Annotated in this window: 21 protein-coding genes and 1 tRNA gene; 13 read left to right on the forward strand and 9 right to left on the reverse strand. The window is 62.7% G+C overall.

Going from position 1 to position 25086, the window contains the following annotated elements; genetic code table 11:
- Positions 1 to 15: 15 nt before the first annotated feature.
- Together mscK and pykF are read right to left on the reverse strand one after the other, a co-directional pair.
- On the reverse strand, positions 16 to 3378 hold the full coding sequence (gene mscK, locus ABHF91_RS05920; RefSeq protein ID WP_409422542.1) for a mechanosensitive channel MscK: 3363 nt from the start codon (positions 3376 to 3378) through the stop codon (positions 16 to 18).
- Between the two features lie 176 nt (positions 3379 to 3554).
- On the reverse strand, positions 3555 to 4967 hold the full coding sequence (gene pykF / locus ABHF91_RS05925) for a pyruvate kinase PykF (RefSeq protein ID WP_409422543.1): 1413 nt from the start codon (positions 4965 to 4967) through the stop codon (positions 3555 to 3557).
- A 476-nt stretch (positions 4968 to 5443) separates the two neighbouring features.
- On the opposite strand from pykF, the gene nifB reads away from it, so the two are divergent.
- From nifB to ABHF91_RS05945, 4 genes are read left to right on the forward strand one after another with little or no spacing between them, the layout of a single operon-like run.
- Entirely contained in the window at positions 5444 to 6868 is a 1425-nt protein-coding gene (gene nifB / locus ABHF91_RS05930; protein WP_409422544.1) for a nitrogenase cofactor biosynthesis protein NifB, read from the forward strand.
- The gene (locus ABHF91_RS05935; protein ID WP_409422545.1) at positions 6868 to 7383 is read left to right on the forward strand and encodes a nitrogen fixation protein NifQ; all 516 of its coding nucleotides are present in this window, start codon (positions 6868 to 6870) and stop codon (positions 7381 to 7383) included. Before nifB ends, ABHF91_RS05935 begins: the two co-directional genes overlap by 1 nt.
- Before the next feature lie 46 nt (positions 7384 to 7429).
- Positions 7430 to 7555 carry a diguanylate cyclase gene (locus ABHF91_RS05940; RefSeq protein WP_409422546.1) on the forward strand — a complete coding sequence of 42 codons (126 nt, stop codon included), beginning with the start codon at positions 7430 to 7432 and terminating at the stop codon, positions 7553 to 7555.
- 4 nt (positions 7556 to 7559) lie between these two features.
- Positions 7560 to 7718: a hypothetical protein gene (locus tag ABHF91_RS05945; protein ID WP_409422547.1), complete on the forward strand. Its 159-nt coding sequence runs from the start codon at positions 7560 to 7562 to the stop codon at positions 7716 to 7718.
- A gap of 6 nt (positions 7719 to 7724) precedes the next feature.
- Here ABHF91_RS05945 and ABHF91_RS05950 read toward each other — a convergent pair whose 3' ends face one another.
- The 3 genes from ABHF91_RS05950 to ABHF91_RS05960 form a co-directional block, all read right to left on the reverse strand.
- Complete coding sequence (locus ABHF91_RS05950) at positions 7725 to 8204, reverse strand: hypothetical protein (protein WP_409422548.1); 480 nt, start codon at positions 8202 to 8204, stop codon at positions 7725 to 7727.
- A gap of 433 nt (positions 8205 to 8637) precedes the next feature.
- Positions 8638 to 8714: transfer RNA gene (locus tag ABHF91_RS05955), tRNA-Pro, on the reverse strand.
- Between the two features lie 448 nt (positions 8715 to 9162).
- Complete coding sequence (locus ABHF91_RS05960) at positions 9163 to 9324, reverse strand: hypothetical protein (RefSeq protein ID WP_409422549.1); 162 nt, start codon at positions 9322 to 9324, stop codon at positions 9163 to 9165.
- A gap of 81 nt (positions 9325 to 9405) precedes the next feature.
- Here ABHF91_RS05960 and ABHF91_RS05965 point away from each other — a divergent pair, with 81 nt between their 5' ends.
- Entirely contained in the window at positions 9406 to 10302 is an 897-nt protein-coding gene (locus tag ABHF91_RS05965; protein WP_409422550.1) for a 6-carboxytetrahydropterin synthase, read from the forward strand.
- A 60-nt stretch (positions 10303 to 10362) separates the two neighbouring features.
- On the opposite strand, the gene ABHF91_RS05970 is transcribed toward ABHF91_RS05965, so the two are convergent.
- Positions 10363 to 12375, reverse strand: coding sequence for a methyl-accepting chemotaxis protein (locus ABHF91_RS05970; RefSeq protein WP_409422551.1), 2013 nt, complete (start codon positions 12373 to 12375; stop codon positions 10363 to 10365).
- A gap of 223 nt (positions 12376 to 12598) precedes the next feature.
- Between ABHF91_RS05970 and ABHF91_RS05975 the strand changes: the two genes are divergently transcribed.
- The 8 genes from ABHF91_RS05975 to ABHF91_RS06010 all read left to right on the forward strand — a co-directional run bounded on the left by ABHF91_RS05975 (position 12599) and on the right by ABHF91_RS06010 (position 20539).
- Positions 12599 to 12958, forward strand: coding sequence for an HIT domain-containing protein (locus ABHF91_RS05975; protein ID WP_409422552.1), 360 nt, complete (start codon positions 12599 to 12601; stop codon positions 12956 to 12958).
- Complete coding sequence (locus tag ABHF91_RS05980; protein ID WP_409422553.1) at positions 12958 to 13512, forward strand: hypothetical protein; 555 nt, start codon at positions 12958 to 12960, stop codon at positions 13510 to 13512. The genes ABHF91_RS05975 and ABHF91_RS05980 overlap by 1 nt, the downstream gene beginning before the upstream one ends.
- A gap of 23 nt (positions 13513 to 13535) precedes the next feature.
- Positions 13536 to 14360, forward strand: coding sequence for a phosphotransferase (locus ABHF91_RS05985; protein ID WP_409422554.1), 825 nt, complete (start codon positions 13536 to 13538; stop codon positions 14358 to 14360).
- On the forward strand, positions 14360 to 15193 hold the full coding sequence (locus ABHF91_RS05990) for a DUF6279 family lipoprotein (RefSeq protein WP_409423087.1): 834 nt from the start codon (positions 14360 to 14362) through the stop codon (positions 15191 to 15193). The genes ABHF91_RS05985 and ABHF91_RS05990 overlap by 1 nt, the downstream gene beginning before the upstream one ends.
- A 100-nt stretch (positions 15194 to 15293) precedes the next feature.
- Entirely contained in the window at positions 15294 to 15833 is a 540-nt protein-coding gene (gene ycfP / locus ABHF91_RS05995; protein ID WP_409422555.1) for an alpha/beta hydrolase YcfP, read from the forward strand.
- 66 nt (positions 15834 to 15899) lie between these two features.
- Positions 15900 to 17216 carry an NAD(P)/FAD-dependent oxidoreductase gene (locus tag ABHF91_RS06000; protein ID WP_409422556.1) on the forward strand — a complete coding sequence of 439 codons (1317 nt, stop codon included), beginning with the start codon at positions 15900 to 15902 and terminating at the stop codon, positions 17214 to 17216.
- Positions 17217 to 17435: 219 nt separating this feature from the next.
- A complete protein-coding gene (locus ABHF91_RS06005; protein ID WP_409422557.1) occupies positions 17436 to 19019 on the forward strand; it encodes a GNAT family N-acetyltransferase in 1584 nt (527 codons plus the stop codon).
- A 161-nt stretch (positions 19020 to 19180) separates the two neighbouring features.
- Positions 19181 to 20539 (forward strand): (Fe-S)-binding protein, encoded by a 1359-nt coding sequence (locus ABHF91_RS06010; RefSeq protein ID WP_409422558.1) that lies wholly within the window; start codon positions 19181 to 19183, stop codon positions 20537 to 20539.
- Here the strand turns inward: ABHF91_RS06010 and ABHF91_RS06015 are convergent.
- The 3 genes from ABHF91_RS06015 to ABHF91_RS06025 are packed head-to-tail and all read right to left on the reverse strand — an operon-like array spanning position 20536 to position 25040.
- A complete protein-coding gene (locus tag ABHF91_RS06015; RefSeq protein ID WP_409422559.1) occupies positions 20536 to 21015 on the reverse strand; it encodes a DUF2919 family protein in 480 nt (159 codons plus the stop codon). The genes ABHF91_RS06010 and ABHF91_RS06015 overlap by 4 nt on opposite strands.
- Positions 21012 to 24461: a transcription-repair coupling factor gene (gene mfd / locus ABHF91_RS06020; RefSeq protein ID WP_409422560.1), complete on the reverse strand. Its 3450-nt coding sequence runs from the start codon at positions 24459 to 24461 to the stop codon at positions 21012 to 21014. The genes ABHF91_RS06015 and mfd overlap by 4 nt, the downstream gene beginning before the upstream one ends.
- A 12-nt stretch (positions 24462 to 24473) precedes the next feature.
- The gene (locus tag ABHF91_RS06025; RefSeq protein ID WP_409423088.1) at positions 24474 to 25040 is read right to left on the reverse strand and encodes a PilZ domain-containing protein; all 567 of its coding nucleotides are present in this window, start codon (positions 25038 to 25040) and stop codon (positions 24474 to 24476) included.
- Between the last annotated feature and the right edge of the window lie 46 nt (positions 25041 to 25086).

A 25086-nucleotide genomic window follows, 5' to 3' on the forward strand; every position in this document is an offset into this window, starting at 1 on the left:
TTACCGCTTGCGTGCCTAGGGCAGCTGGCCCGAGGCCGGTGCGGCCGGCGGCGGGGTCTGGGGCTGGCCTTCCACCGCGCCGGCGACCGCCGCCCCCAGGGTGGCGGGGGCGATCTGCAGCTCTTCGCCGGTGGGCAGGTTCTTGATGAACACATCCACCTGGTTGAAGGCGATCTCGATGCCATGCTCCTTGAACAGCTGGTCGATGCGGCGATTCAGCTCGTCGATGGTGGGGTTGCGATCCCCCAGCTCCTGCACGTAGAAGCGCAGCTCATGATCCAGGGTGCTGGCGCCGAAGTTCAGGAAGTAGATGATGGGTTCGGGATCCTGCATCACCCGCTCGCTCTGCTGGGCGGCCTGCAGCAGCAGCTGACGGGTCAGCTCCAGATCTGAGCCGTAGGCCACGCCGACCCGTACTATCACCCGGGTGACGGTATCGGACAGGGACCAGTTGATCAGCCGTTCGGTGACGAAGGCCTTGTTGGGGATGATGATCTCCTTGCGGTCAAAGTCGGTGACCGTGGTGGCCCGGATACGGATCTTGCTGACGGTGCCGGAGAACTCCCCGAGGGTGATGGTGTCGCCGATCCGCACCGGCCGTTCGAACAGTATGATGATGCCGGAGACGAAGTTGGCGAAGATCTCCTGCAGACCGAAGCCCAGCCCCACCGACAGGGCGGCCACCAGCCACTGCAGCTTGCTCCAGTCCATCCCCAAGGCCGACAGGCTGCCCAGCACGCCGATGGCGGTGATGACGTAGGAGAGCACCGTCTTCACCGTGTAGGCGGTGCCCTGAGCCAGCTGCAGCTTGGCGAGCACCAGCACCTCCAGCAGACCGGGCAGGTTACGGGTCATGATGATGGCCACTCCCGCCAGGGTCAGGGCCTTGAGCAAGTCCAGCAGGCTGACGGGCTGCAGCACTGTGCTGCCGTCCAGGGTGACGCTTTGGTGCCACAGGGGCACCTTGTCCAGGTAGGTGAGGATGGCCACCAGATCGGACCAGAACAGGTAGAGGGCCATGCCGAACAGCACGAACAGGGTCAGGTTCAGCAGGCGGATGGACTGCTGGCTGATGAGCTCCAGCGACATGGGCGGCTCTTCCACCGCCTCGCCACCGTCGGCGTCTTCCTGCTGCTTCTGCTGCTGGCGCCGATTCAGGGCCCGGCGATAGGCCAGGCGGCGGGCCGCCAGGGCCAGGCTGCGCAGGCCGGTCTGGTAGACGATGGCCCACAGGGCCAGCAGGTAGAAGCTGTTGATTAAGCGGGCGGTGAGCTCCAACGCCGTGTAGTAGTAGCCGGTGACGGTGAGGCCGATCAGACACAGGGGCACCAGGGCGAACAGCAGGCTCCAGCCCACCAGCAGCAGGTTCTGGCCGGTGGCGCCACTACGCTTGCCCAGAGGGAGCAGCTGGTAGCTGATGATAAGCAGCATCACCAGGGTAATGCTGCGGCCCAGCACGTCACTGGCCAGGGTGGAGGGGTCCAGCTGGCCTATGCTGGCGATGACGATGAGGGGCAGCAGGGTGCGCCACAACCGGCGGATGATCTGGTGCCGGTTGGCCACCTTCTGTGGATTGCCGCCGAAGTGGCTGATGGCCAGGCCATCGGGGCGGGTGATGCGCAGCAGCAGACCGAAGGCCAGGTAGGCCACCGCCATCTGTAACCCCAGGCGCAGGATCAGCTTGGGCTCGGCCAGACCGCAGTGGGCGGTGAGCAGCCCCAGCACCAGGATCAGCAGGCCGGCGGGCAGGATACGCAACAGGGTCAGCAGCAGGGCCAGGGGGGTGTGCAGGTGGCTGTCCCGCAACAGGTGGCCCACCTCCTTGTTGAGCTTGCCCAGCTTGGTGGTCAGGCGGTTGCGGTGCCAGCGCAGCAGCCCGGCCAGCAGCAGCAGGGGCAGGCCGAGCAGCCAGTAGGCTAGCCCCTGATTCCACCAGCTGGCCGGGCTGATCTTGCTGCCCAGCTCCAGCAGCTGCGACAGCATGGCCGCCGGCCAGCCCTTGACCCAATTCCAGTCCAGCGGCTTGTTGCTGGTCACCCAGAAGATCTGCTGTTGCAGGGTGAACTTGAGGGTCTCGTTGATCTGGGTCAGCTGGTGCTGGTTCTGCTGCAGGTTGATGGCCAGGCTCAGCTCATTGCCCACCTGGCGGTTGAGTTGCTCCAGCATGCTGGTACGTGCCTCCAGCAACTGGCTCATCACCTGGCGCAGGGCGGGGCTCAGCTCGGGGTCGCTCTGGGCCAGCTGTTCATCCAGGTAGCGGTCGGGCTGATAGAGGCGATCGCGCTGCTGGTTGATGTCAAACTGCTCCAGGCGCAGGTCGGCGATCTGTTCATCCAGGTTGTTGCTGATGTTGGGATCGATGAGCATCTGCCGCTGCTGGTAGATGATGCGCGACAGCAGCAGGCTGCCTTGCAGTATGGCGATCTGCTCGTTGATGGTGTGTTCGGTCTGGGTTACCCGCTCCAGCCAGCCCTTGACCTTGACGTTTTCCTCGGTGAGCCGCTGTATCTCCTCGGTGGAGGCGATGAGCTGACGGCTGAGCTGGACGTTGAGCTGGCGCTCCCTGCGGTACAGGGGATCCTGCGCCACCTGGCTGGCCAGCTCGGGCTCCAGCTGATCCAGTGCCTGGGTGCCCAGGGCCAGCCGCTTGTTGTTGATCTGCTGCTGGATGACCTGGGCCTGCAGGCCGGCGCGGCTCAGCTGCAGGTTCAGCAGTGCCACCTGCTTGGTGACCAGCTCCAGCATGGCGGTGCGGTTATCCAACTCCTGCTCGCGGGATTTTTGCTGCAACTCCAGCAGGGTGAGTTCGCTGCTGGCCCGCTGGCGTGCCGATGAATTGTTCTCCTTGCCGTCGCTGGGGCCACCCAGCTGATTGCGCAGCGCCTGGTTGCGCTGGTTGATGCGGCTCAGCTCCGCCATGGTGCGCTCGGGCAGGCCCTGCAGCGACACCAGCACGGCATTGGCATCGCTCAGCTGTTGCTGGGTGGTCTGCATCTGCTGGTGCAGCTTGTCCTGCTCGGTCTCCAGCCCGGTCAGGCTGTAGGTGGCGTACTGGCTGGCCAGGGCATCGGCGGCGGGCTCCGGCCCCAGGCGCTTGATCTGCCGCTCCAGTTCCCGGAGTTTGCTGGGCTGGCTGCTCAGGTTGCTCTGTTGCTGCTTAAGCTTGGCCTGCTCCTTGTCGATGGCATCCAGGTTGGCCAGCAGGGCCTTGAGATCATCCTGTTCTTTTTGCTGGCTGACGGTGAGATTTTCTTCCTTGGCCAGACTATCCAGGGCGGCTTGCACCGTGCTGGCGGAGGGCAGGCTGGCGGCGGCCAGCAGACCGGGCAGCAGCAGGCAGACACAAAGCAGGGCGCGAAGTAAGCGAGAGAGCATCATAGGGTGTGGACTGTCGTGTGATCCGAAATGACGGCGTGGCAGAAGTGTATCACGACCCGTGAGTCAGGGGAGGGGGCGACAGGGTGGGGATGCCACGGATTTGCCGATCCCGCGGCGGTTTGACCGAGATAAAAAAACGGCGCCGATAGGCGCCGTCTTGTGTCTCTGAACCCGGCTTACAGCACGTGTACGGAGGAGGTGTTGGTGGTGCCGCTGGGAACCAGGGCGCCGGAAACCATCACCACGGTATCACCCTTCTGGGCCAGACCGGATTGCAGGGCCAGTTCCTTGCCGCTGCGGTAGAAATCGTCGGTGGAGGCGATTTCTTCAACCAGCATGGGCACCACACCCTTGGACAGCAGCAGTTGCTGAGCAGTCTTGGGGTTAGTGGTCAGGGCCAGGATGGTCGCCTTGGGGAAGTACTTGCGCACGGCCTTGGCAGACTTACCGCCCTGGGTGGCAACGACTACCAGCGGAGCGGACAGCTTCTCGGCGGTCTCTACGGCACCCTTACACACGGCTTCGGTGATGCGCAGCTTGACGCTGTCGTTGGCGGCAGACAGGTTGCTGGGCATGACGGAGTCGGTACGGTCGCAGATGGTGGCCATGACGGTCACGGCTTGCAGCGGGTACTTACCCTTGGCGGATTCGCCAGACAGCATGACGGCATCGGTACCGTCCAGGATGGCGTTGGCCACGTCGCCGGCTTCGGCGCGGGTCGGACGCGGGTTCTTGATCATGGAGTCCAACATCTGGGTGGCGGTGATGACCACCTTGCGGGCCTTGTTGCACTTCTGGATCATCATCTTCTGGGCGAAGATAACTTCCTGTACCGGGATTTCCACACCCAGGTCGCCACGGGCAACCATGATGCCGTCAGACACTTCCAGGATTTCGTCGAAGTTGTCCAGGCCTTCCTGGTTTTCGATCTTGGAGATGATCTGGATGTTCTGACCGCCGTGGGCGTTCAGGTGCTCACGCATGGACAGCACGTCTTCCTTCTTACGGATGAAGGAGGCGGCGATGAAGTCAACGCCTTGCTCGCAACCGAAGATCAGGTCCTTCTTGTCCTTCTCGGCCAGGGCCGGCAGCTGGGTCTTGACGTTGGGCAGGTTGACGCCCTTGTTTTCACCCAGGGCGCCGTTGTTCAGCACCTTACAGATGACCTCACGTTCGGTCACTTCGATGACTTCCATGCCGATCAGACCATCGTCCACCAGCACGGTGTTACCAACCTTCAGGTCAGCGGCGAAGCCAGGATAGGTCACGGCCACGCGGTCCTTGTTACCTACTACGGTTTGGTCGGTGGTGAAGGTAAAGTTCTGACCGGCAACCAGATCCACGTCGTTGCCACCTTCGAGCTTGATGGTACGGATTTCCGGACCCTTGGTGTCCAGCAGGATGGCGGCGCGCTTGCCAGTTTCGGCACAGATGGCACGCAGGTTCTTGATGCGGTTGCCGTGCTCTTCGAAGTCACCGTGGGAGAAGTTCAGACGCATGACGTTCATGCCAGCATCCAGCAGCTTAGCCAGCATTTCCTTGGATTCGGATTTCGGCCCGATGGTACAAACGATTTTGGTCTTTTTCATGGACTAAGGTCTCCAAATGAGAAACAAGATTTATGCAAAACTGTAAGCTGGGGCGCATTATACAGAGATTGTTTGAAATTGATCACCGTGGAAATCAGTTTCACGGTTTTATTTTTAAGATTCTTTGAAACATTCCATTACGGGGCGTTTACTTTACGTTACTGGCACATTCCCGTAACTTCCAGGCAACCTTTTCCTTCCCTGCCGGCCTTTTTCATCGCCGCTGCCAATGTTCTCGTCGGTGATGGATGCCTGCGCTTGCCGCCAATCCCCGCCCCATTCATCACCTGGAGCCTTGGGTGGCAATGTGTGGGGTTTGTCACATTGTTGAGGGGCTTGTCTGACACTTAGTCGTGTCATGAGGGACGCTTAACATCTAATTATCTGAAATTAAAAAGAATAAATCATCGCTTCATCGCTGGTTTGACTCTTGCACTAGCCAGTCATCGACCCTAAGGGATTATGGCGGAGTCAGCATGAAGGCATCTACTGGTATCAATCAAGGCAGCGGCTGCGGTGGCAGCGGCAACAAGAGCGGGTGCGGTTCCTCCGCCAGCTCCACCCAGTTCACCCGGGCCCAGGCCGACAAGGTGGCTCAGCATCCTTGCTACTCTCCCGGTGCGCACCACAGATATGCCCGCATGCACCTGGCGGTGGCCCCGGCCTGCAACGTGCAGTGCAACTATTGCAACCGCAAGTTCGACTGTGCCAACGAGTCCCGCCCCGGTGTGGTGTCCGAGCTGATCTCCCCCCAGGAGGCCATTCGTAAGGCCAAGGCGGTGGCGGCGGCGATCCCCCAACTGTCGGTGATTGGCATCGCCGGGCCCGGCGATCCCCTGGCCAATCTGGGTCGCACCTTCAATACCCTGGAGGGGCTGCGCAGCCAGTTGCCGGACGTGAAGCTGTGTGTCTCCACCAATGGCCTCATGCTGCCCCAGTCGGTGGATCAGTTGGTGGAGCTGGGGGTGGACCATGTCACCGTGACCTTGAATGCCATCGATGCCCGGGTGTCGGAGCAGATCTACGCCTGGGTGGATTATGACGGCGAGCGCTACTACGGCAAAGAAGGGGCCCAGCTGCTCATCGACCAGCAGCTTGAAGGCATCAGCAAGCTGATTGAGCGTGGGGTGCTGGTGAAGATCAATTCGGTGTTGATCCCCGGCATCAACGATGTGCATCTGCTGGAGGTCAGCGAGGCCGTGCGTCAGGCCGGCGCCTTCTTGCACAACATCATGCCGCTGATTTCCAAGCCGGAACACGGTACCCACTTCGGCCTGACCGGCCAGCGGGAACCGCTGGATTATGAGCTGGCGCAGATCCGCGAGCTGTGCGGTGCCCACATGCCCCAGATGGCCCACTGTCAGCAGTGTCGTGCCGATGCGGTGGGCATGCTGGGGGAGGACCGCAGCCAGGAGTTCAACCTGGAGCAGCTGCCGGAGCACGCCGAGCCCTACCAGACCACCATGCAGCGCCGTACCCTGCTGCAGGCGGCCATCGCCAGTCAGGGTGCCTCGGAAGAGGAGGGGGCCAAGCTGGTGGCAGTGGCCAGCGAGAGCGGCAACCTGGTGGACCTGCACTTCGGCCACGCCAAGCGCTTTCATATCTATAGCGTCAGCTCCGAGGGCGTGGCCCGGGTCGGCGAGCGCTTGACGCCGGTTTACTGCCAGGGCCCCACCGACTGTGATGATGGTGAGGATCGTTTCGCTCAGCTGCTGCCGTTGCTGGAGGACATGGATGCCGTGTTCTGTGCCCGCCTGGGGCTGGAGCCTTGGCAGAAGCTGGAGCAGGTCGGCATTCAGCCAGTGGTGGAATATGCCTGGCAACCGGTGCATGAAGCCCTGGCGCAGTGGTGGCAACAGTTGCCCAAGGCCACGGAAACCCGGCGTCGCGGGGTGGCCTGATGGAGCAAGCCAGGGAGGCGTCGTACTGGCTCCATCATCTGCTGCAGGCCTTTGTGGCCGGCCGGGCAGCGCTGCCCTTGTATATGGGGTTGGATGCCGAGCCCTTTAGCCGTCTGCTGGCCTCGGATCCGGCGTTGGCATCCTGGCAACCGACGGGGCCCCAGCATGCCGCCATGCAGCTGCGGGCCGAGCTGCTGGCCATGCGCCAAGAGGAATGCCAACAGATCCGTGACTTGCTGCTGGCCCATGCCGTCGCCGGTGCCGCGCCCCTGGCCGACATCCTGGCCGCCGCCGCCCTGGGTTTTAATCACCTGTGGGAGGATCTGGGGTTGGCCAGCCGGCCGGATCTGCGCTGTCTGATGACAGACTGCTTTCCCAGCCTGGAGCGGCTCAATGCCCAGCAGATGCGCTGGAAGAAGTTTTTCTATCGTCAGCTGTGTCAGGCGGGAGGCGAGTATGTCTGCCGAGCTCCCAGCTGTGATGAGTGCCCCGAGCGGGCCGCCTGTTTTGAATAACTCCCAGCGACTAACCTTAGGCTGAACCCTTCACCCGGTCCGCGCTATGCCGTCTCGCCTGCTGCCTTGCCGCCCCTTGTGCCTGTTGCTCTTTGATATCGATCATTTCAGGCGGATCAATGACCGGCAGGGCCATCCTGCGGGGGATCAGGTACTCATCACGTTGACGTGATGGGTTGGCGGCGCTGGCCTTCACCCACTCGATCCGCCTGACGGTCAGCATGGGGTTGGCGCAGCTGCGGCCCGGCGAGACGGGGGACAGCCTGATCGGCCGAGCGGATCAATACCTCTACGAGGCCAAGCACAGTCGCAATTGCAGCATCAGCCACCCCTGAGGGGGCTCATGCCGTGACGCTCAGGGCGCCGCTGATGATGGCCGCCCCCTTGCAAAACGGCAGCAGCCACTCATCCAGATCCAGCTTGTGGCCTTTCTTGTGGCCCTGGCGCCGCGCCTCCAGCAGGAAAATCTCATAGGCCTCGCAATACTGCTGCCAGATGTCCTGACGGAAGTAGTGGGTGTAGAGGGCCACGGCACACAGACCGGCGGCCTTGGTGGCCTGCAGCAGGGTGTTGAAGTCCTCCGCTTCGTCGATAAAGGTCCACTGGACCCCATCGGGGTGATCCCGGGTGATGAAGAAGGCATCGTCGGCGATCTGCACGGCGGCCAACGCCTTGGCGTCGTCGCCGGCGCCGGTGCGGCGCATCTGCTGGGCCAGCTCGGTGAAGCGCTGGCCAAACAGGGCATTGACCTGACGGGCATCCTCGGCGCTGGCACCGTATTTTTCATAGAGACTGGCGAGGGCGGGTTTGAACGCAAACATGCTGGGTTCCTGAATGCGGAAAGGTTGAAATCGTTACCAGCGCTAGTCTAAGGGGCGTGTGCCGCGGGGGAAACGATCTCACTCACAATTATCAATGGCATAGGGAGAGCTTGAGTCTCAAGCGAAATGAAGTCGTTTCGATTTTCAAACGAAAGTGTCAGTTATGACAAGCTGGGGGTAATCAAGCAGACGCCATACTAGATTCTACCGTAGAATCGGTGGCGCTAACGGCGGGCCCTGCGCCCAATGAAGATAGATCTTGTTCTGTCGATGACTGTGCGTTAGCCAGGGTGGCCCATGGCCACCCTTACTTTTTGTGGCACGGACGCCGGCGGGCCAGGGTGATTGGGATGGGGATTGCCCCCGTGATGGGCGGCTGAGGCGCAAAAACAAAAAAGCCTAGCGAAATCGCTAGGCTTTTCTGAGGGTTATTTGGTCGGCGCGAGAGGATTTGAACCTCCGACCCCTGACACCCCATGACAGTGCGCTACCAGGCTGCGCTACGCGCCGAGAGTTGTTTTCGAGGCCGTTGTGCCTCTCAACGGGAGCAGAGTTTAGGGATCTGCCCCCTAGGTGTCAACCACTTAACAGCGACAGTTGATCGTTCGCTGAATTAGTGTGCAATCAGCGGTTAAACCGCCGTCACTGGCCCCCTCGCTCGCTGCGGAAGGCCCCTCGATGGCACATGATTTGACCATTTACCAGGGTGGTGCTGACGGAACGCCTGCAGCGATAACCTGCATAAGGGTGTCCCGCCGCACTGGTACAGGCGGTTCTCCTTGGTCACGTCATAACCTTGCTGCAGATCCAGCGGCACCAGATCCGCGTGAGAGCCTTGGCGCAAGCAGCCGAGTTCCTGGAGCGGATAGCGTTCGGCCACCGTATGGGCGGTGGGTTTGACTAGGGTGGTGAGATCCAGAATGTCCTGTGGTCCAGACCCGGCTCATGGCAGTGAGCCTTACCATGACATCCCGGGGAGCCGGTGCTTGCCCTGGGCGTCCAGCAACGCCATGGGGCGATCTTGTCGTTTATGAGAAGACTTGTCGTTTACGAGAAGATCGGCCGGGAAGATGGTATCTTCCTTGACGAGCAAGGCACTCTTGATGAGCCGCGGATTCATCAGGTGTCGTTCCTGTTATTCGGTGTCGATGAATGACACCGAAAACTCTCTCCCTATGTAGCAAAGGGTCCAGAAAGAAACATGAAACTATTTGTCCGGGACTTGACCGTGATAGATGCCTCCTACCTGTGCCCGCAACGGGGCCTGGTGGGGGAGAGCTGGCTGGTGGATATCGAGTTGGGCGGGGCGCTCAACGAGATGAGCATGCTGCTGGATTTTTCACGGGTGAAGAAACAGGTCAAGGCCGTGATCGATAGGGAGGTCGATCATCGTTTACTGGTGCCGGCGACTCACCCGGCCTGCCAGCACGGCCCCAGCGAGTCAGGTCGGCAGTGGTTGGATTTTGCCAGTGCCCGGGGTAGCCTGCACCTGCACTGTCCGGCGGAGGCCTTCTGCCTGCTGCCGGCATCGCAGGTTGATGAGGCCAGCGTCAGTGATTACCTGCTGGGCTTGTTGGCCCAGGTGTTGCCCGACAACGTTCAGGGGCTGACGGTGACCCTGCGGCCCGAGTGTCACCAGACCCCCTATTACCACTACAGCCATGGTCTGAAGAAACACGATGGCAACTGTCAGCGGATTGCCCATGGCCACAGATCCATGATCGAGATCTGGGTGGAGGGTGCGCGGGACGCCGCACTGGAGGCCATGTGGGCTCGGCGTTGGCAGGACATCTACCTGGGTAGCCAGGAGGATAAGGTGCCGGTGCAGTCCTTGTCCCTGAGTCCCGCTGCGGGCCAGCAGATTGGCCCTGATCACTACGGCTTTGCCTATGTGGCCCCCCAGGGCCACTTCGAGCTGGCCATTCCGGCGGCCCATTGTGAGCTGGTGGACACGGATACCACGGTGGAGCTGCTGGCCGATTACATCGCGCGCAAGCTGCGCCCGCAATTGCCCGGGCGGGCGCTGCGGGTGGTGGCTTACGAAGGGGTAGGCAAGGGCGCCTACGTGGATTACCCCGCCCAGGCCGAGCCAGTCTGAGGTCAACCGAAAAAAGAACAAGGGCAGCCGATGGCTGCCCTTGTCGTTACCGGCATCCCACTAGATGCGGAAGCGTTGCACCAGGGATTGCTGCTGCTCGGCCAGTTCGTCCAGGGCCGAGCTGGTCTGGGCCACTTCCTGGATCCCCTCATAGTTGGAGTCGGAAATCTCCGAGATGCGGTTGAGGTTGGCGGCAATCTCGGCGCTGGTGGCCTGCTGCTGCTCCGCCGCCGAGGCGATCTGGCTGGACATGTCGCTGATCATGGTGATGATGCCCTGGATCTCTTCCATGGCGCTGTTGGCGTGGGAGCTTTGCTGCACGTTGGCTTCCATCTCGCTGCTGCAGTCGTTCATCACCTTGACCGCCTTTTGCACCGCCTGCTGCAGGTTCTCGATCATGGCGTGGATCTCGGCGGTGGAGTCCGCCGTGCGCCGCGCCAGGGTGCGCACCTCGTCGGCGACCACGGCAAAACCGCGGCCATGCTCACCGGCCCGGGCCGCCTCGATGGCGGCGTTCAAGGCCAGCAGGTTCGTCTGTTCGGCGATGCCGCGGATCACATCCAGTATGTTGCCTATGTTGCCGCTCATCTTGTTCACCTGGCCGATGACGGTGCCGGTCTCATCCAGCTTGTTGGCCAGTTGATGGGTGGTGGAGATGTTGGTGGCCATGATGTTGCGTCCGGCGTCGGAGGCCTTCTCCACCGCCAGCACCTGCTCCAGGGTCTGGTGAGCGGCGGCGGCCACTTCACGTACCGAGGCTTCCATCTGGGTCATGGCGGCCGCCACGCTGGCGGTCTCATGGCGCTGGACCTCCAGCTCGCTGCGAGAGCGCTCCGTGGTGGTACGGTTGTCGTGGGCCGTCTGGTTCAACTTGCTGGCGGCCTGGGCGAGCTGGCGCAGCACGTCGCGCATCTGTTCCACCAGCAGGTTGACCTGCCGGCTCAGCACGCCGAATTCGTTGTTGCTGCGGTAGTTGATCTCCCGGGTCATGTCGCCATCGGTGACGGCCTTGAGCACAGAACTCAGTTCGCTCAACGGACGCCGTATGGTGCGGGCAAGCCCAATGGCCACCACCACGGCAAAGGCGATGGCCAGGGCCACCCCGGCAATCAGCTGGATCCGGCCTGTGGTCAGGGTGCGGTTGGCCTCGTTGATGCTGTTATGCATGACGGCCTGGGCCATCTCCTGCACCTGGGCCAGTTGATCCTGCACCGTCACCACCTGGGCGCTGGCCTCCCGGGCCTTCTGCTCCAGGATGACCTGCTGCTGCACCAGCTGCAGGTAGCGGTTGAGCAAGCCCTTATCACTGGAAACATCCTTGATGAAGCTGCTGAAATAGAGCCCCAGGTTGTTCTCCAGGCCGGGCATCTCCACCTTCAGATCGGCGATGGCCTTCTGGTAATCGGCCAGCCCCTTGCGGTTACGTTCCAGGGCAGCCTGAATGGGGGCGGGGTTGTCCTGGTTCATCGCATCCAGGGTAGAGACTTCGATGGCGGCCTGCTTGGACTGCAGGGTGCGGAACAGGGTCAGCACATAGTCGTCATCTATGCTGTTCATCTCCTCCTGCTGCAGCTGCTTGAACTGGGGCAGATTGACCTGGAACTGGCTCTTGGCCTTGTTGGTCTCCTTGAGCAGTTGCAGCAGGTTGGCCCGATCCGTGGCCAAGGTCTGGGTATCGTTCAGATAGCCCATGCCGGCACTTTCCAGTTCGGGGATAAATTGTTGCAACGACGGCAGCTGTTCCGCCGCCTGCTTGAAGTTGTCCATGGCCTGGGTGAAGGCGGTTCTTGAGTCGTTCAGCTCCTTGGTCAAGGCCTCCAGTTGGGCGGAGCGCTTCTCCGCCAGCACATCGGTGAGGTGCTTGTTGGTGCCCAGCAGACTCACCTCCAGCTTGCTGGCCAGCAGCACCATGGGGGTGGCCCGGCCCGTCACGGATTCAAGGGCATTGTTGAGCTTGTTTTGACTCGCAAAGTTGAAAAGAGAACCTGCAATCAGGACGCCGATAAGAACGGCAAATCCCAGATAGACACGGTGCAGGATGGAAAGATCGGAAATTTTTAGTTTGATTGTCATTGTTAACCCGCCAAGTTTGACTTAACGCCACGCAGCACAGAGAGTATCTTGCGGTGACTCGTAAGGGGAGCGGGAAGATCAAATTGTTATGTAAAAGAGGCTCAGTTTTTAATAAAGCTGGAGCTGCATCACAAATGAATCTATAGGACTTGAAACCCCACTTAATAGTGGGGAGGCTCCATGAGAATCCCAAAAATATGGCGAGATTTCAAGAGGTTGTCAGATGAGTAACGAAACCATTTTCAGCAAGATCATTCGTCAGGAAATTCCGGCCCCCCTGCTGTATCAGGATGAGTTGGTGACCGCCTTCCGGGATATCCAGCCCAAGGCACCGCAGCATATTCTCATCGTGCCAAATAAGGTGATCCCCACCGTCAATGATGTTTGTGCAGAAGATGAACAGGCTTTGGGGCGCCTATTTACCGTTGCGCATAAAATCGCCAAAGAATTGGGTATCGATGAGTCAGGCTACCGGCTGATCGTCAATTGTAACCGCGATGCCGGGCAGGAGGTGTTCCACCTGCATATGCACCTGCTGGGCGGCTGTGGCCTGGGCCCCTTGTTGCTCGAGGGGCTGGCCTGATGGGGCTGCCTTGCGGGGACTGGGGGCGTTACCTGTTGCCCGGCCTGTTGGCCCTGGGGTTGGGGGCCTGTGTGTCACCCTACGGCGCTGGGCCGGCGCAGGTGGGTTCGGTACAACAACCGGCGGGCGGTTCGTCAGGCCAACAACCGGCGTCAACTAACGGCGCCAGCCTGAATCGCGCCGCCGCCAGCCTGATGGCGGGCCTGCTGAAGGATGCCGACGTTCAGGCCCAGACCGCGGACGGTCCCGTCTCCTTGTATCTGCATCCGGTGAGTCTGACGCAGGGGGATGCCGAGGCACTCAACGCCCAGCTCAAACGCAGCCTGCAACAGAGTGGCCGCTTTAATCTGGTGACGGACACGTCCGCCGCCGGTGGTTTGGAGTATCATCAGGCCGGCGGCGTCACTCCGGCGGCCCTGGTGCGGCTGGGCAAGCGCACGGGCGCCCGTTGGATGCTGTATGGTGGTCTGGATGCGCGAGGCCGGCTGGCCATGCAGTTGATTGACCTAAAGAGTGGCGAATGGCTCTGGTCAGGTTACCGTAGTCCGCGTTAATGCCGTCATAGGGGAGGGGGTGTTTGATATTACCTAACCGCTTTGCCGAGGCCGACTGTCGGCTGCTGAGCCAGACGCCGCTGGCCCGCTGCTATCAGATGCGGCATCAGGGGCAGGTCTATTTCGTGCGTCAGGCCATCGGCTCCCATCAATTTCTGGGCATAGATCAATACAAGGTGCAACGCCTGCAGCGGTTGGCGGCCGATGCCGGCCTGGCGCCGGCCTTGCACTACGTCGATCCCCATAGCGGCCTGTTTGTCAGCCAGTGGCTGGGTGAAGACAACTGGGGCGCTCGGGATCTGTCCATCACGCAGTTGGCTCAAGCATTGGGGACCCTGGCGGCGCGCCTGCATGGCGTGTCCATCGCGCCGCTGCCCCAGGCGGTGTTGCGTCTTGATGTCGGCCTGCGCCTGCAGCACTACCTGTCGCGCATCTGCCGCCGGGATCCCCGCATCACCTCCTGTTACCATCAGGCCCAGCGTTGTCTAGCCCAGCTGCCCGCAGTGCCCTGGGCCTTGTGCCACCATGATCTGCATCCCGGCAACCTGTTGGGGGATGCGCCTTGGTTGGTGGACTGGGAGTATGCCGCCCTGGGGGATCCGGCCTTCGAGCTGGCGCTGTGCTGGGTGACCAACGATCTGGACGGCGCCGCCGGGGCGCAACTCTTGGCGGCCTATCAGGCGGCGGGAGGCCAGGTGGCGGCCGAACGGCTTGCCCTCCTGTTGCCGGTGGCTCGCTTGCTGGTTCTGCTGTGGGCCCAGCTGTTGTGGGAACGGTTTGCCAATGAGACCTTCCATCGGCTGGTGGTGCAGCAAAGCCAGCGGTTGTTCACCCCGGAGGCCCTGTGATGCGTCGGATCCTGTTGCTGTGTGGCCTGTGTCTGCTGTTGGGGGGCTGTTCGGTTCGCCTGCTCTATCACTGGCTGGACTGGGCCATCGCCTGGAAGCTGGATGATTATTTCCAGCTGACCAGTCAGCAGTCCCGGGTGGTGGATCACGAGGTGGATCGCTTCTTGAGCTGGCATCGGCAGGTGGAGCTGCCTGTGTATGCCAAGCAGTTGCGCCAGCTGGCCGACGAGCTCAAGGGCCCCCTGTCCGAGGAACGCACCGACTACTATTTTGGTTTGTTTGAAGGGGACCTCACCCGCTTGGCGGATGGGGTGGAACCCTATGCCAACCGTATCGCCGCCAGCCTGCAGGACGACCAGATCCACCGCTATATGGGGGATCAACGCACCAAGCAGGCAAACCGGCGCAGCGACTGGGAGAAGGATGGCGGCAAGAAGCTGCAGAAGGACTTTTCCCGCAAGTTGCAGAAGAACCTGCGGCGCTGGATCGACGACATAGGGCCGGCTCAGCAGCCCATCATCCAGCAGTGGGCCCAGTGGCAGAAGGAGCTCTATCCCACCTGGCTGGATTACCAGGATGTCTGGTTGGCCTCGTTGGAGGAGATGCTGCGCAAGCGGGGCACGCCCGAGTTCAGCGGCTACCTGCGCCGCCTGCTGGTCAAGGGGCGGTCCATCGGTAACGGGCGGTTCGAAAGCTATGTGGCCAGTCAGCGCCAGCGCACCGTGCGCTCCTTGAGCCAGCTCTCCGCCAGCCTGGACGACCAGCAGCGTAGCTTTCTGCGCAAGACACTCTACAGTCTGGCGGATGACTTCAGTGCCTTGGCAAGTCGCTGAAGGCAAGTTTGATCCGCCGCAATCTTAGGCCTGTCCTGCCCTTGGTCGGGATGGGCTAACCTGATATGGTCGTTACAATACGGCGCGATGAGGGAGTCACATGATTATCTATTTGCACGGATACGATGCTACTAGCCCGGGTAACCACGAAAAGGTCATGCAGCTGCAGTTCATTGATCCGGACGTCCGCTTTGTCCACTACAGCACCATACATCCCCGCCACGACATGAGTCACCTGCTCAAGGAAGTGCACAAGCAGCTCACCATGAGCGATGATCCCAATCCGCTGATCTGCGGTGTGGGCCTGGGGGGCTACTGGAGCGAACGCATCGGCTTCCTGTGCGGCATCAAACAGGCGGTGTTCAACCCCAATCTCCATCCGGAGCTGAACATGGTGGGCAAGATAGAAAGGCCGGAAGAATATGACGACATTGCCACCAAATGTGTAACCGAATTTCGTAAAAAAAATGCAGGCAAATGCATTTGTATCCTTTCTGTTAACGATGAAGTGATGGATAATAGGCAAACTGAGCAAGAGCTGAAGGATTATTACAACATAATCTGGGACTCAGCCGAGAGCCACAAGTTCAAGAACATCTCGGCCCATCTCCAGGCCATCAAGGCCTTCAAGCTCGCCTGAGCCACGCATTTTCTCCTTGGTAGGGGCTGCCCGGCCCCTTCGTTTTTTGATGAAAGGTAAGCTGTTATGACCAAGATTGTCGTTGTCGGCGGGGGCGCCGGTGGCCTGGAATTGGCGACCAAACTGGGCCGCAAGCTGGGCAAGAAGGGCAAGGCCCAGATCACCTTAGTGGATCGCAACCGTACCCACCTCTGGAAGCCCCTGCTGCACGAGGTGGCCGCCGGCTCCCTGGATGCCGGGATCGACGCCCTGAGCTATCAGTCCCACGCCCGCAATCATGGTTTCGAATTCCAATTGGGCAGCCTCACCGGCATCAAGCGTGAAGACAAGCGCATCGTCCTGGCCCCCATCTATGGCGAGAAGGGCGAGCTGGTGCTGGACGAGCGTGAGCTGGAGTACGACTACCTGGTCATCGCCCTGGGCTCTGTGTCCAACGACTTTGGCACCCCGGGCGTGCGGGACAACTGCATCTTCCTGGACAGTCCGGATCAGGCGTTCCGCTTCCACGGCCTGCTGATGAACCAGTTCCTGCAGTTTGCCAGCGATTGCAAGCCGGGGGATCTCACCTGCCAGCCGCAACAGAAGGTGAAGATTGCCATCGTCGGCGCCGGGGCCACCGGGGTGGAGCTCTCCGCCGAGCTGTACAACGCGGTGGAAGAGCTGGCCGCCTATGGCTACAAGCACCTGACCCGCGACAGCCTCAAGGTGACCGTGGTGGAAGCCGGTCCGCGCATCCTGCCTGCCTTGCCGGAGCGCATCTCCGCCGCCGCCCACCACGAGCTGAGCCAGCTGGGGGTGGACGTGCGCACCGCCACCTTCGTCAGCGAAGCCACCGAACAGGGGCTCAAGACCAAGGATGGCGAGTTGATCGAAGCCAACCTCATGGTCTGGGCCGCCGGCATCAAGGCCCCGGACTTCATGAAGGAGATCGGCGGTCTGGAAACCAACCGCATCAACCAGCTGGTGGTCAAGCCCACCCTGCAAACCACCCGTGACGATCATATCTTCGCCATCGGTGACGTGGCCGCTTGTCCCATGGGTGACGAAGGCCGCAACGTGCCGCCTCGGGCCCAGTCCGCTCACCAGATGGCCGATCGCGCCTTGGCCAACATACTGGCCATGATGCAGGGTCGTGAGCTCAAGTCTTACAGCTATGTGGACTACGGCTCCCTGGTCTCCATGAGCCGCTTCAGCACCGTCGGCAGCCTGATGGGCAACCTGATGCGGGGTTCCATGATGGTGGAAGGCCGCCTGGCGCGTTTCGTGTACGTCTCCTTGTACCGCATGCACCAGATCGCCCTGCACGGTTACATCAAGACAGGTCTGATGATGCTGGTGGGCCAGATCAACCGCATCCTGCGCCCGCGCCTCAAGCTGCACTGAGCCGCACCCATCGTCTGTTGTTGCCAGGGGCCGTCGAATGACGGCCCCTGTTGTTTTGTGTCTGACCCGTTCCCTCAGCGCGGCGCCCAGCTGGGCCACCATCAACTAGACTTGATGGTTGTGGCTATTTCTTAAGCAAATCATCACCTTTACCGGTCGGCTGACGACAGCACCCGCGCCACACAGGTTAACCCGACCCGGTAGCAACAGGAGCGCGTCATGACTGTGCCCACTGAGACCCAGGTCCCCGACAATCCCCACAAGCTGCGCCTGCGCCAGCTGAGGCCCCAGGATTTCGAGGACGTGCGCACCATCTGGCAGGAGGTGTACAAGGGGCTGGGGGGTCTGTTTCGCCTGACCCGGGACAAGTACCGCCAGCAGATCGCCCGCTTTCCCGAGGGGCAGCTGTGCATAGAGGACAAGGGGCGGGTGGTGGCGGTGGCCCTGGCCATGATCGTCGACTACCAGAACTTCGGCGATGAGCATACCTATGCCGAGATCACCGACAACTGTACCCTGTCCACCCACGATCCCAACGGCGATGTGCTCTATGGCGTCGATGTGTTTATCCACCCCGACTATCGCGGCATGCGCCTGGGGCGCCGGCTGTATGACGCCCGCAAGGAGCTGTGCCGCAAGTTCAACCTCAAAGCCATCATCGCTGGCGGCCGCATCCCCAACTACCACCAATATGCCGATAGCCTGAGCCCGGAGGAGTACATTGAGAAGGTCGGCAACAAGGAGCTCTACGATCCCGTGCTGAGCTTCCAGCTGTCCAATGACTTCAAGGTCGGCAAGATACTCACCGGCTACCTGCCGGAGGATAACGAGTCGGCGGGCTACGCCACCCTGCTCAAGTGGATCAACTATGACTTTCAGGCCCGGGAGCGGCCGCTGGTGGGCGGGGTCAAGACCAATGTGCGGGTGGGGGCAGTGCAGTGGCAGATGCGCCGGGTGGAGTCCCTCGACGATCTGTTGCAACAGGTGGAGTACTTCATCGACGCCCTGGCGGACTACCAGGCCGACTTCGCCCTGCTGCCGGAATTTTTCAACGTGCCCCTGATGGGGGAGTTTCCATTGGATACCCCCACCGCCGAAGCCATGCGGTTGCTGGCCAGCGAATTCACTCCACCGGTGTGTGAGGCCATCGCCCGCATGGCGGTGCATTACAACATCAACATCATCGCCGGCAGCCTGCCCCAGATGGACGAGGGGGAGATGTATAACGTGGCCTACCTGTTCCGCCGTGACGGTACCTGGGAGACCCAGTACAAGCTGCACATCACCCCCACGGAGCACCGGCTGTGGAACATGCGTGGCGGCCATCACCTGCGGGTGTTCAACACGGATGCGGGCAAGATCGGCATCCTCATCTGCTACGACTGCGAGTTTCCCGAGCTGGGCCGGCTGCTGATGGATCAGGGGCTGCAGATCCTGTTTATCCCCTTCTGGACCGAGACCAAAAACGGCTACCAGCGGGTGCGCTACTGTGCCCAGGCCCGGGCCATCGAGAACGAGTGCTACGTGGTGATGAGCGGCAGCGTGGGCAACCTGCCTCGGCTCGACAATGTCAACATCCAGTACGCCCAGTCGGCGGTGCTGACCCCGTCGGACTTCAGCTTCCCCCATGATGCCACCCTGGCGGAGACCACCCCCAATACCGAGATGCTGCTCATCACGGATCTGGAGTTGGACAAGCTCAAACGGCTGCGTCACCAGGGCGGGGTGCGCAACTACAAGGACAGACGCCACGATCTCTACCGGGTGGAGTGGATAGAAAACGATCACGCTGAGGAGTCCTAGCCGACCCGCCTGACTTGTCGGCAATCCGACACTGTCCCACACAAGGGTCCGACTGCGGGCCCTTTTTGCCGGCTTTTCCCACGCCATGCCCATCAAAACCGCGCTTGTCTGCTGGCACCCTTCTTGATGTGACCTGAGCCAGGACAGCAGTAGGACACAGCATGAAGACAGTATTGAACTGGTCGGCCTATCACGAGCAGGGGCAGGGGGACGCCTACGCCGACATCCCGGCTCAGGGGGGCGACTTTGCCCGGGCGGTGGCGGTCTGCATCCGCAGCGGGGTCTGCGAGCAGGTGACCGCCAAGGGGGTCATGTGCCCCAGCTACCGGCTGATGCCGGGGCCGGATCGCTCGCCGGGCGGACGCATCCGGCTGCTCAAGCAGGCGCTGAACCGCCCCCAACAGCAGGATTGGCTTGCCGATCCCGCCCTGGCCCAGGCGCTGGACTCCTGCATCGGCTGCAAGGGCTGCAAGCGCGAATGCGAGGCCTATGTGGACATGGCCACCATCAAGGCCGAGTACCAGGCCCAGCGAGTGGCCCGTCATGGCAGCAGTCTGCGGGCCTGGCTGCTGGCCGCAGGGCCCTTGTGGCTGCTGCGCTTCCCCTGGTTGGCGCGGCTGCTGGCCTGGCGTAACCGTTCACCGCGCCTGCGGGCCTGGGGGGAGCGGCTGCTGGGGCTGGCGCGGGAGGCGGAGCTGCCGCTGCCGCTAACGCCCGGCTTTACCGAGGGCGAGGGCTGGTACGAGCCGCTGATTGCGGCTCCCCTTCGCGGCGAACTGGTGCTCTGGGTGGACCCCTTGACCGGCCTGTTTCGCCCCGCCGAGGCTCAAGCGGCATTGTCCCTGTTGCGGCGCCTGGGCTACCGGGTCTACCTGCTGCCGCCGCAGGATGCACGCCGTCGCCCCTACGAGAGTGGCCGGGCGGACTTCTCCATCGGCCGCATCCCGGCGGCTCAGCAGCATGCCCGCCATCTGCTGGCAGCGTTGGCGCCGCATCTGGCGGCGGGCCGCCCCCTGGTGGGGCTGGAGCCCTCCAGCCTCTTGATGCTGCGGGAGGAGTACCGCCAGCTGTTTACCACGGAACAGCAGCCCGACGGGCTGGAGAATGCGGCGCAGCAGGCGCTGATGCTCGAAGAGTTCCTGGCCCGGGAGCTGATGGCCCACGGCCTGGAGTTGGCGTTCAAGCCCAGAACCGGTCGCCTGCTGGTGCATGCCCATTGTCATCAGAAGGCGGTGGGGGGCTTAAAGCCGCTGCGCCGGCTGCTCAAGCTCATTCCCGAGCTGGATCTGCAGTTTATCGAGGCGGCCTGCTGTGGCATGGCGGGCACCTATGGCATGGAGGCCGAGCACATCGCCGAGTCCCGGCAGATGGCGGCCCAGGCGCTGCTGCCGGCGCTGGCCGCCGCGCCGGAGGCGGATCTGATCAGCGGTGGCTTTGGCTGTGGCTGGCAGATCCGGATGCTCACCGGTCGGTCGAGTCTGGGGCTGGCCCAGGTGCTGCTGGCTCAGTTGGCGGACTAGTGCCGGATGGGGTTGGCCTCGGCGGCGGTCACCACAAACAGCCCCTTGAGCCGGCGGCTCTTGAGCAGATAGCCGAGGCTCGCCAGCTGGGCCAGCAGCAGCAGGGCCACCGGCCAGCTGAAGGCGCCATCACTCAGGTAAACGCCGTATAGCAGGTTAGCCAGCTCACCCAGGGCACTGATGAGACACAAGGGCCGGCCACGCCGCCACAGGGCGTGGGCCAGGGGATGGGGGGCGCGCTGCCGGTAGGCCGAGGCCAGCCAGACCAGCAGGGCCGGGGTGCCCCAGCCCAATGCCCAGTAGAGCTGCACCGGATCCGGGTAGACCAGGCCGAGCAGCTCGGCGCTTTGTGACCGGCTGGCCAGGGCCAGCGACAGCAGCCAGTAGCCCCGGCACCACAACAGCAGGCAGAGCCACCAGGGGACGGGCAGCGGATGATCCCCCATGGGCGTCAGGGGGGAGTGCCACTGCCTCACGCCGCGCCCAATTGGCCGAGCAGCTGTTCCAGCAGGCCAAAGCGGGCCTTGGCGTCCACCGCCGGCATGCCGATGCGCAACTTGGTGGGACCGTCCATCTTGAAGATGCGCGGCTGGCTCTGCAGCAGGCTGACCACCTTCATGGGGTCCACCTTGGTGTGCTCGGTGAATTCCACCAGGGCGCCGCCGGCACCTACCTCAATGCGCTTGATGCCCAGGGGCGCCGCCCGCAGCCGCTGGGCCGCCAGGGCCAGCAGGTGTTTGGCGGGCTCGGGCAGCAGGCCGAAGCGGTCGATGAGCTCCACCTTGAGGTCATCCAGGGCGGACTGGCTGTCGGCGCTGGCGATGCGCTTGTACAGGGAGAGGCGCATGTTCACATCCGGGATGTAGTCATCCGGCAGCAGGGTCGGCACCCGCAGATCGATGTCGGTGTGGCCGCTGAGCAGCTGATCCAGTGAGGGTTCCCGGCCTTCCTTCAATGCCGCCACCGCCTCCTCGAGCATCTCCATGTAGAGGGTGAAGCCGATGGACTCGATCTGCCCGCTCTGATCGTCCCCCAGCAGCTCGCCGGCGCCGCGGATCTCCAGATCGTGGGTGGCCAGCACGAAGCCGGCCCCCAGATCCTCCAGGGATTCGATGGCCTCCAGGCGCTTGACCGCATCCGGGGTCATGGCCTTGGGGTGAGGGGTGAGCAGGTAGGCGTAGGCCTGGTGGTGGGAGCGACCGACCCGGCCACGCAGCTGGTGCAGCTGGGCCAGCCCCAGGCGGTCGGCGCGGTCCATGATGATGGTGTTGGCGCTGGGCACGTCGATGCCGGTTTCTATGATGGTGGTGCACACCAGCAGGTTGTGGCGCTGGTGGTAGAAGTCGCTCATCACCTTCTCCAGCTCCCGCTCCCGCATCTGGCCGTGGGCCACGCTGATGCGCGCCTCGGGCAACAGCTCGGCCAGCTGTTCGGCGGTCTTGTCGATGGTCTCCACATCGTTGTGCAGGAAGTAGATCTGACCACCGCGTTTCAATTCCCGCAGCACCGCCTCGCGGATCAACGCCTTGTCGTACTCCCGCACGAAGGTCTTGATGGCCAGCCGGCGGGCCGGCGGGGTGGCGATGATGGAGAGATCCCGCATGCCGCTCATGGCCATGTTCAGGGTGCGGGGGATGGGGGTGGCGGTGAGGGTCAGGATATCCACGTCCGCCCGCAGGGCCTTGAGCTTCTCCTTCTGCCGCACGCCGAATCTGTGCTCCTCATCGACGATGAGCAGCCCCAGATCCTTGAAGCGGATGTCGTCGGACAGCAGCTTGTGGGTGCCGATGATGATGTCGAGCTTGCCGTCCCCCAGGGCGTCCAGGGCGAGTTTTTGCTCCTTGGCGCTCTTGAAGCGGCTCAGCACCTCAATGCGCACCGGCCAGTTGGCGAAGCGGTCGCGGAAGTTGTCGTAGTGCTGCTGGGCCAGCAAGGTGGTGGGCACCAGCACCGCCACCTGCTTGCCGCCGTGCACCGCCACGAAGGCGGCCCGCATGGCCACCTCCGTCTTGCCGAAGCCCACGTCACCACACACCAGGCGATCCATGGCCTTGGCCTGGCACATGTCCCCCAGCACCGCATTGATGGCGTTGAGCTGATCCGGGGTCTCCTCGAAGGGGAAGGTGGCGGCGAAGCTGGCATAGGCCTGCTTGTCGTGGCGGAAGGCCAGGCCGGGCCGCGCGGCGCGGCGGGCGTAGACATCCAGCAGCTCGGCGGCCACGTCCCGCACCTTCTCGGCAGCCTTCTTGCGCGCCTTGTTCCAGGCATCGGTGCCCAGTTTGTGCAGGGGCGGGTGCTCGCCGCCGCTGTAGCGGCTGATGAGGTGCAGGGAGGTCACCGGCACATAGAGCTTGTCCTGATTGGCGTACTCCAGGGTCAGGTACTCGGTGGCCAGGCCGCCGGCGTCTATGGTCTGCAGCCCCAGGTAGCGGCCGACGCCGTGCTCCAGGTGCACCACCGGCTGACCTATGCTCAGCTCCGCCAGGTTGCGGATGATGGCATCGCCACTGGCTCCGCCCTTTTGCCGGTCTCGGCGGCGGCGCTGGATCACCTTCTGGCCCAGCAGCTCGGCCTCGGCGATGAGGGCCAGGCCGGCGTCGCGCAGCACGAAGCCCTGCTGCAGCGGGCAGACCAGCACCCCCAGCGACTCCTTGGCCTGGGCAAAGGCGCTCAGGCTGGTGAACTCGGGCAGCGTACTGCCCAGGGGCGCCAGCAGATCCCGCAGGCTCTCCCGGCGACCTTCTGACTCGGCGCACAGCAGCACCCGGCCGGGGTACTCCGCCAGGAAGGCCTTGAGGCGGGCGAGGGGATCGGCGGCCTGGGCGTCGACGGTGAGATCCGGCAGGCCGGCCACCGGCAGGTTGAGGCGGCCCGCCTTGGTCTGGGTCTCTTCCGCCTGCAAATGGATCTGGGCATAGGGCTTGATGGCGCCAAACAGCTGATCCACCGGCAGGTAGAGTGCCTCGGGGGGCAACAGCGGGCGGGCGGGATCCACCCGGCGGTTGGCAAAGCGCTGCTGCACGTCGTCCCAGAACTGCTGGCTGGCCGCCGGCAGATCCCCCTGGGTCAGCAGCAGGCTGTCCGCGGGCAGGTAGTCCAGCAGGGTGGCGGTCTGTTCGAAGAACAGCGGCAGATAGTATTCGATGCCGGCGGGCCAGTGGCCCTTGCTCACCTGCTGATAGATGCACTCGGGGGCGCGGCTGATGTCGAAGCGCTCCCGGTAGCGTTGGCGGAAGCCCTCGATGGCCTCCTGATCCGTGGGAAACTCATGGGCCGGCAGCAGGCGCACCTCGGGAACCGGGCTGCTGGAGCGCTGGCTGTCCGGATCGAAGGTGCGGATGGTGTCCACCTCATCATCGAAGAAGTCGATGCGATAGGGCTCACGCGATCCCATGGGGAAGAGATCCAGCAAGGAGCCGCGAGCGGCGAACTCGCCGTGCTCCAGCACCTGCTCCACCGCTAGGTAGCCGGCCTGCTCCAACCGACGGCGCAGACCGTGCAGGTCCAGCTTGTCGCCGGGGTTCACCAGCAGGCTGAAGCGGTCGATGAAGCTGGCCGGCGCGCAGCGCAGCATCAGGGTGGCGATGGGCAGGATCAGGGCGCCTCTGGCCATGCGCGGCAGGCGATAGAGGGTCTCCAGCCGTTGGGAGATGATGTCCTGGTGGGGGGAGAAGCTGTCGTAAGGCAGGGTCTCCCAGTCCGGGAACAGCAACACCGGCAGGGCGGCATCCTGCAGCAGGAACTGCAGCTCCTGCTCCAGGCGCAGGGCGGCCGGGGTGTCGGCCACCAGTATCAGTACCGGATGGGGGTGGGCGCGCACCAGCTCGGCGGCGGCCAGGGCCAGGCTGCTGCCCGGCAGGTTTCCCAGGGTCTGGCGTTCCCCGGCCCGGGTGGGCGGGGTCAGGTGAAACAATTGGCTCATGGCTATCGGGGTCTAGAGTGAGTTGGCCCTTTGTTGGGCTCGCAGTTTAAGCTGTTTGGACTGTACATGCAGGCTGGCGCGGATCAGCAGCTCCCGGTCCTCGTCGCGGATGCGGGCGAACTCCAGCTGGATGCGCTGCTGCTCGCCCACCGGGCTGACCTGGGTCACCCGGCCGTAACAGAAGATGGCGGCGGCCTCCTCCTGCAAGAAGATCTTCAGCTGCACCAGCTGCTGGGGGATCAGGGACAGGTCGGTGCACAGGGTCAGGCCGCCGGCGCCAAAGCGTTCGGTATGATGCCGATGATGGGGCTCGTCCTGCAGGCTCAGCACGAAGCCCAGCAGCACGTTAATCTTCTGGGATTGCTGGTTGATGATCTCCACCAGGGGCTGCAGCTCGTCGCCCAGGTTGCGCAGGGCGCGATGGTTGCCCATCTCCAGATGGGCGATGCTGTTGCTCAGGCGAAAGGGCTCTGGCAATTCGGCCTCAAGTTGGTCCAGATCTGGTAGCGGGCTGCCTTCTGGCAACGGGATCAGGTTCACGGCCAGCCGATGCTGAATGCTAAAATACTCTTCGCTCAAGGCCATCCCCTTGTTGGCACAACATCTTTGCATTTATTATCCGCTA

Origin of the sequence: Pseudaeromonas aegiceratis, from assembly GCF_046254905.1 — a bacterium.
In the GTDB taxonomy this organism is placed as follows: domain Bacteria; phylum Pseudomonadota; class Gammaproteobacteria; order Enterobacterales; family Aeromonadaceae; genus Pseudaeromonas; species Pseudaeromonas aegiceratis.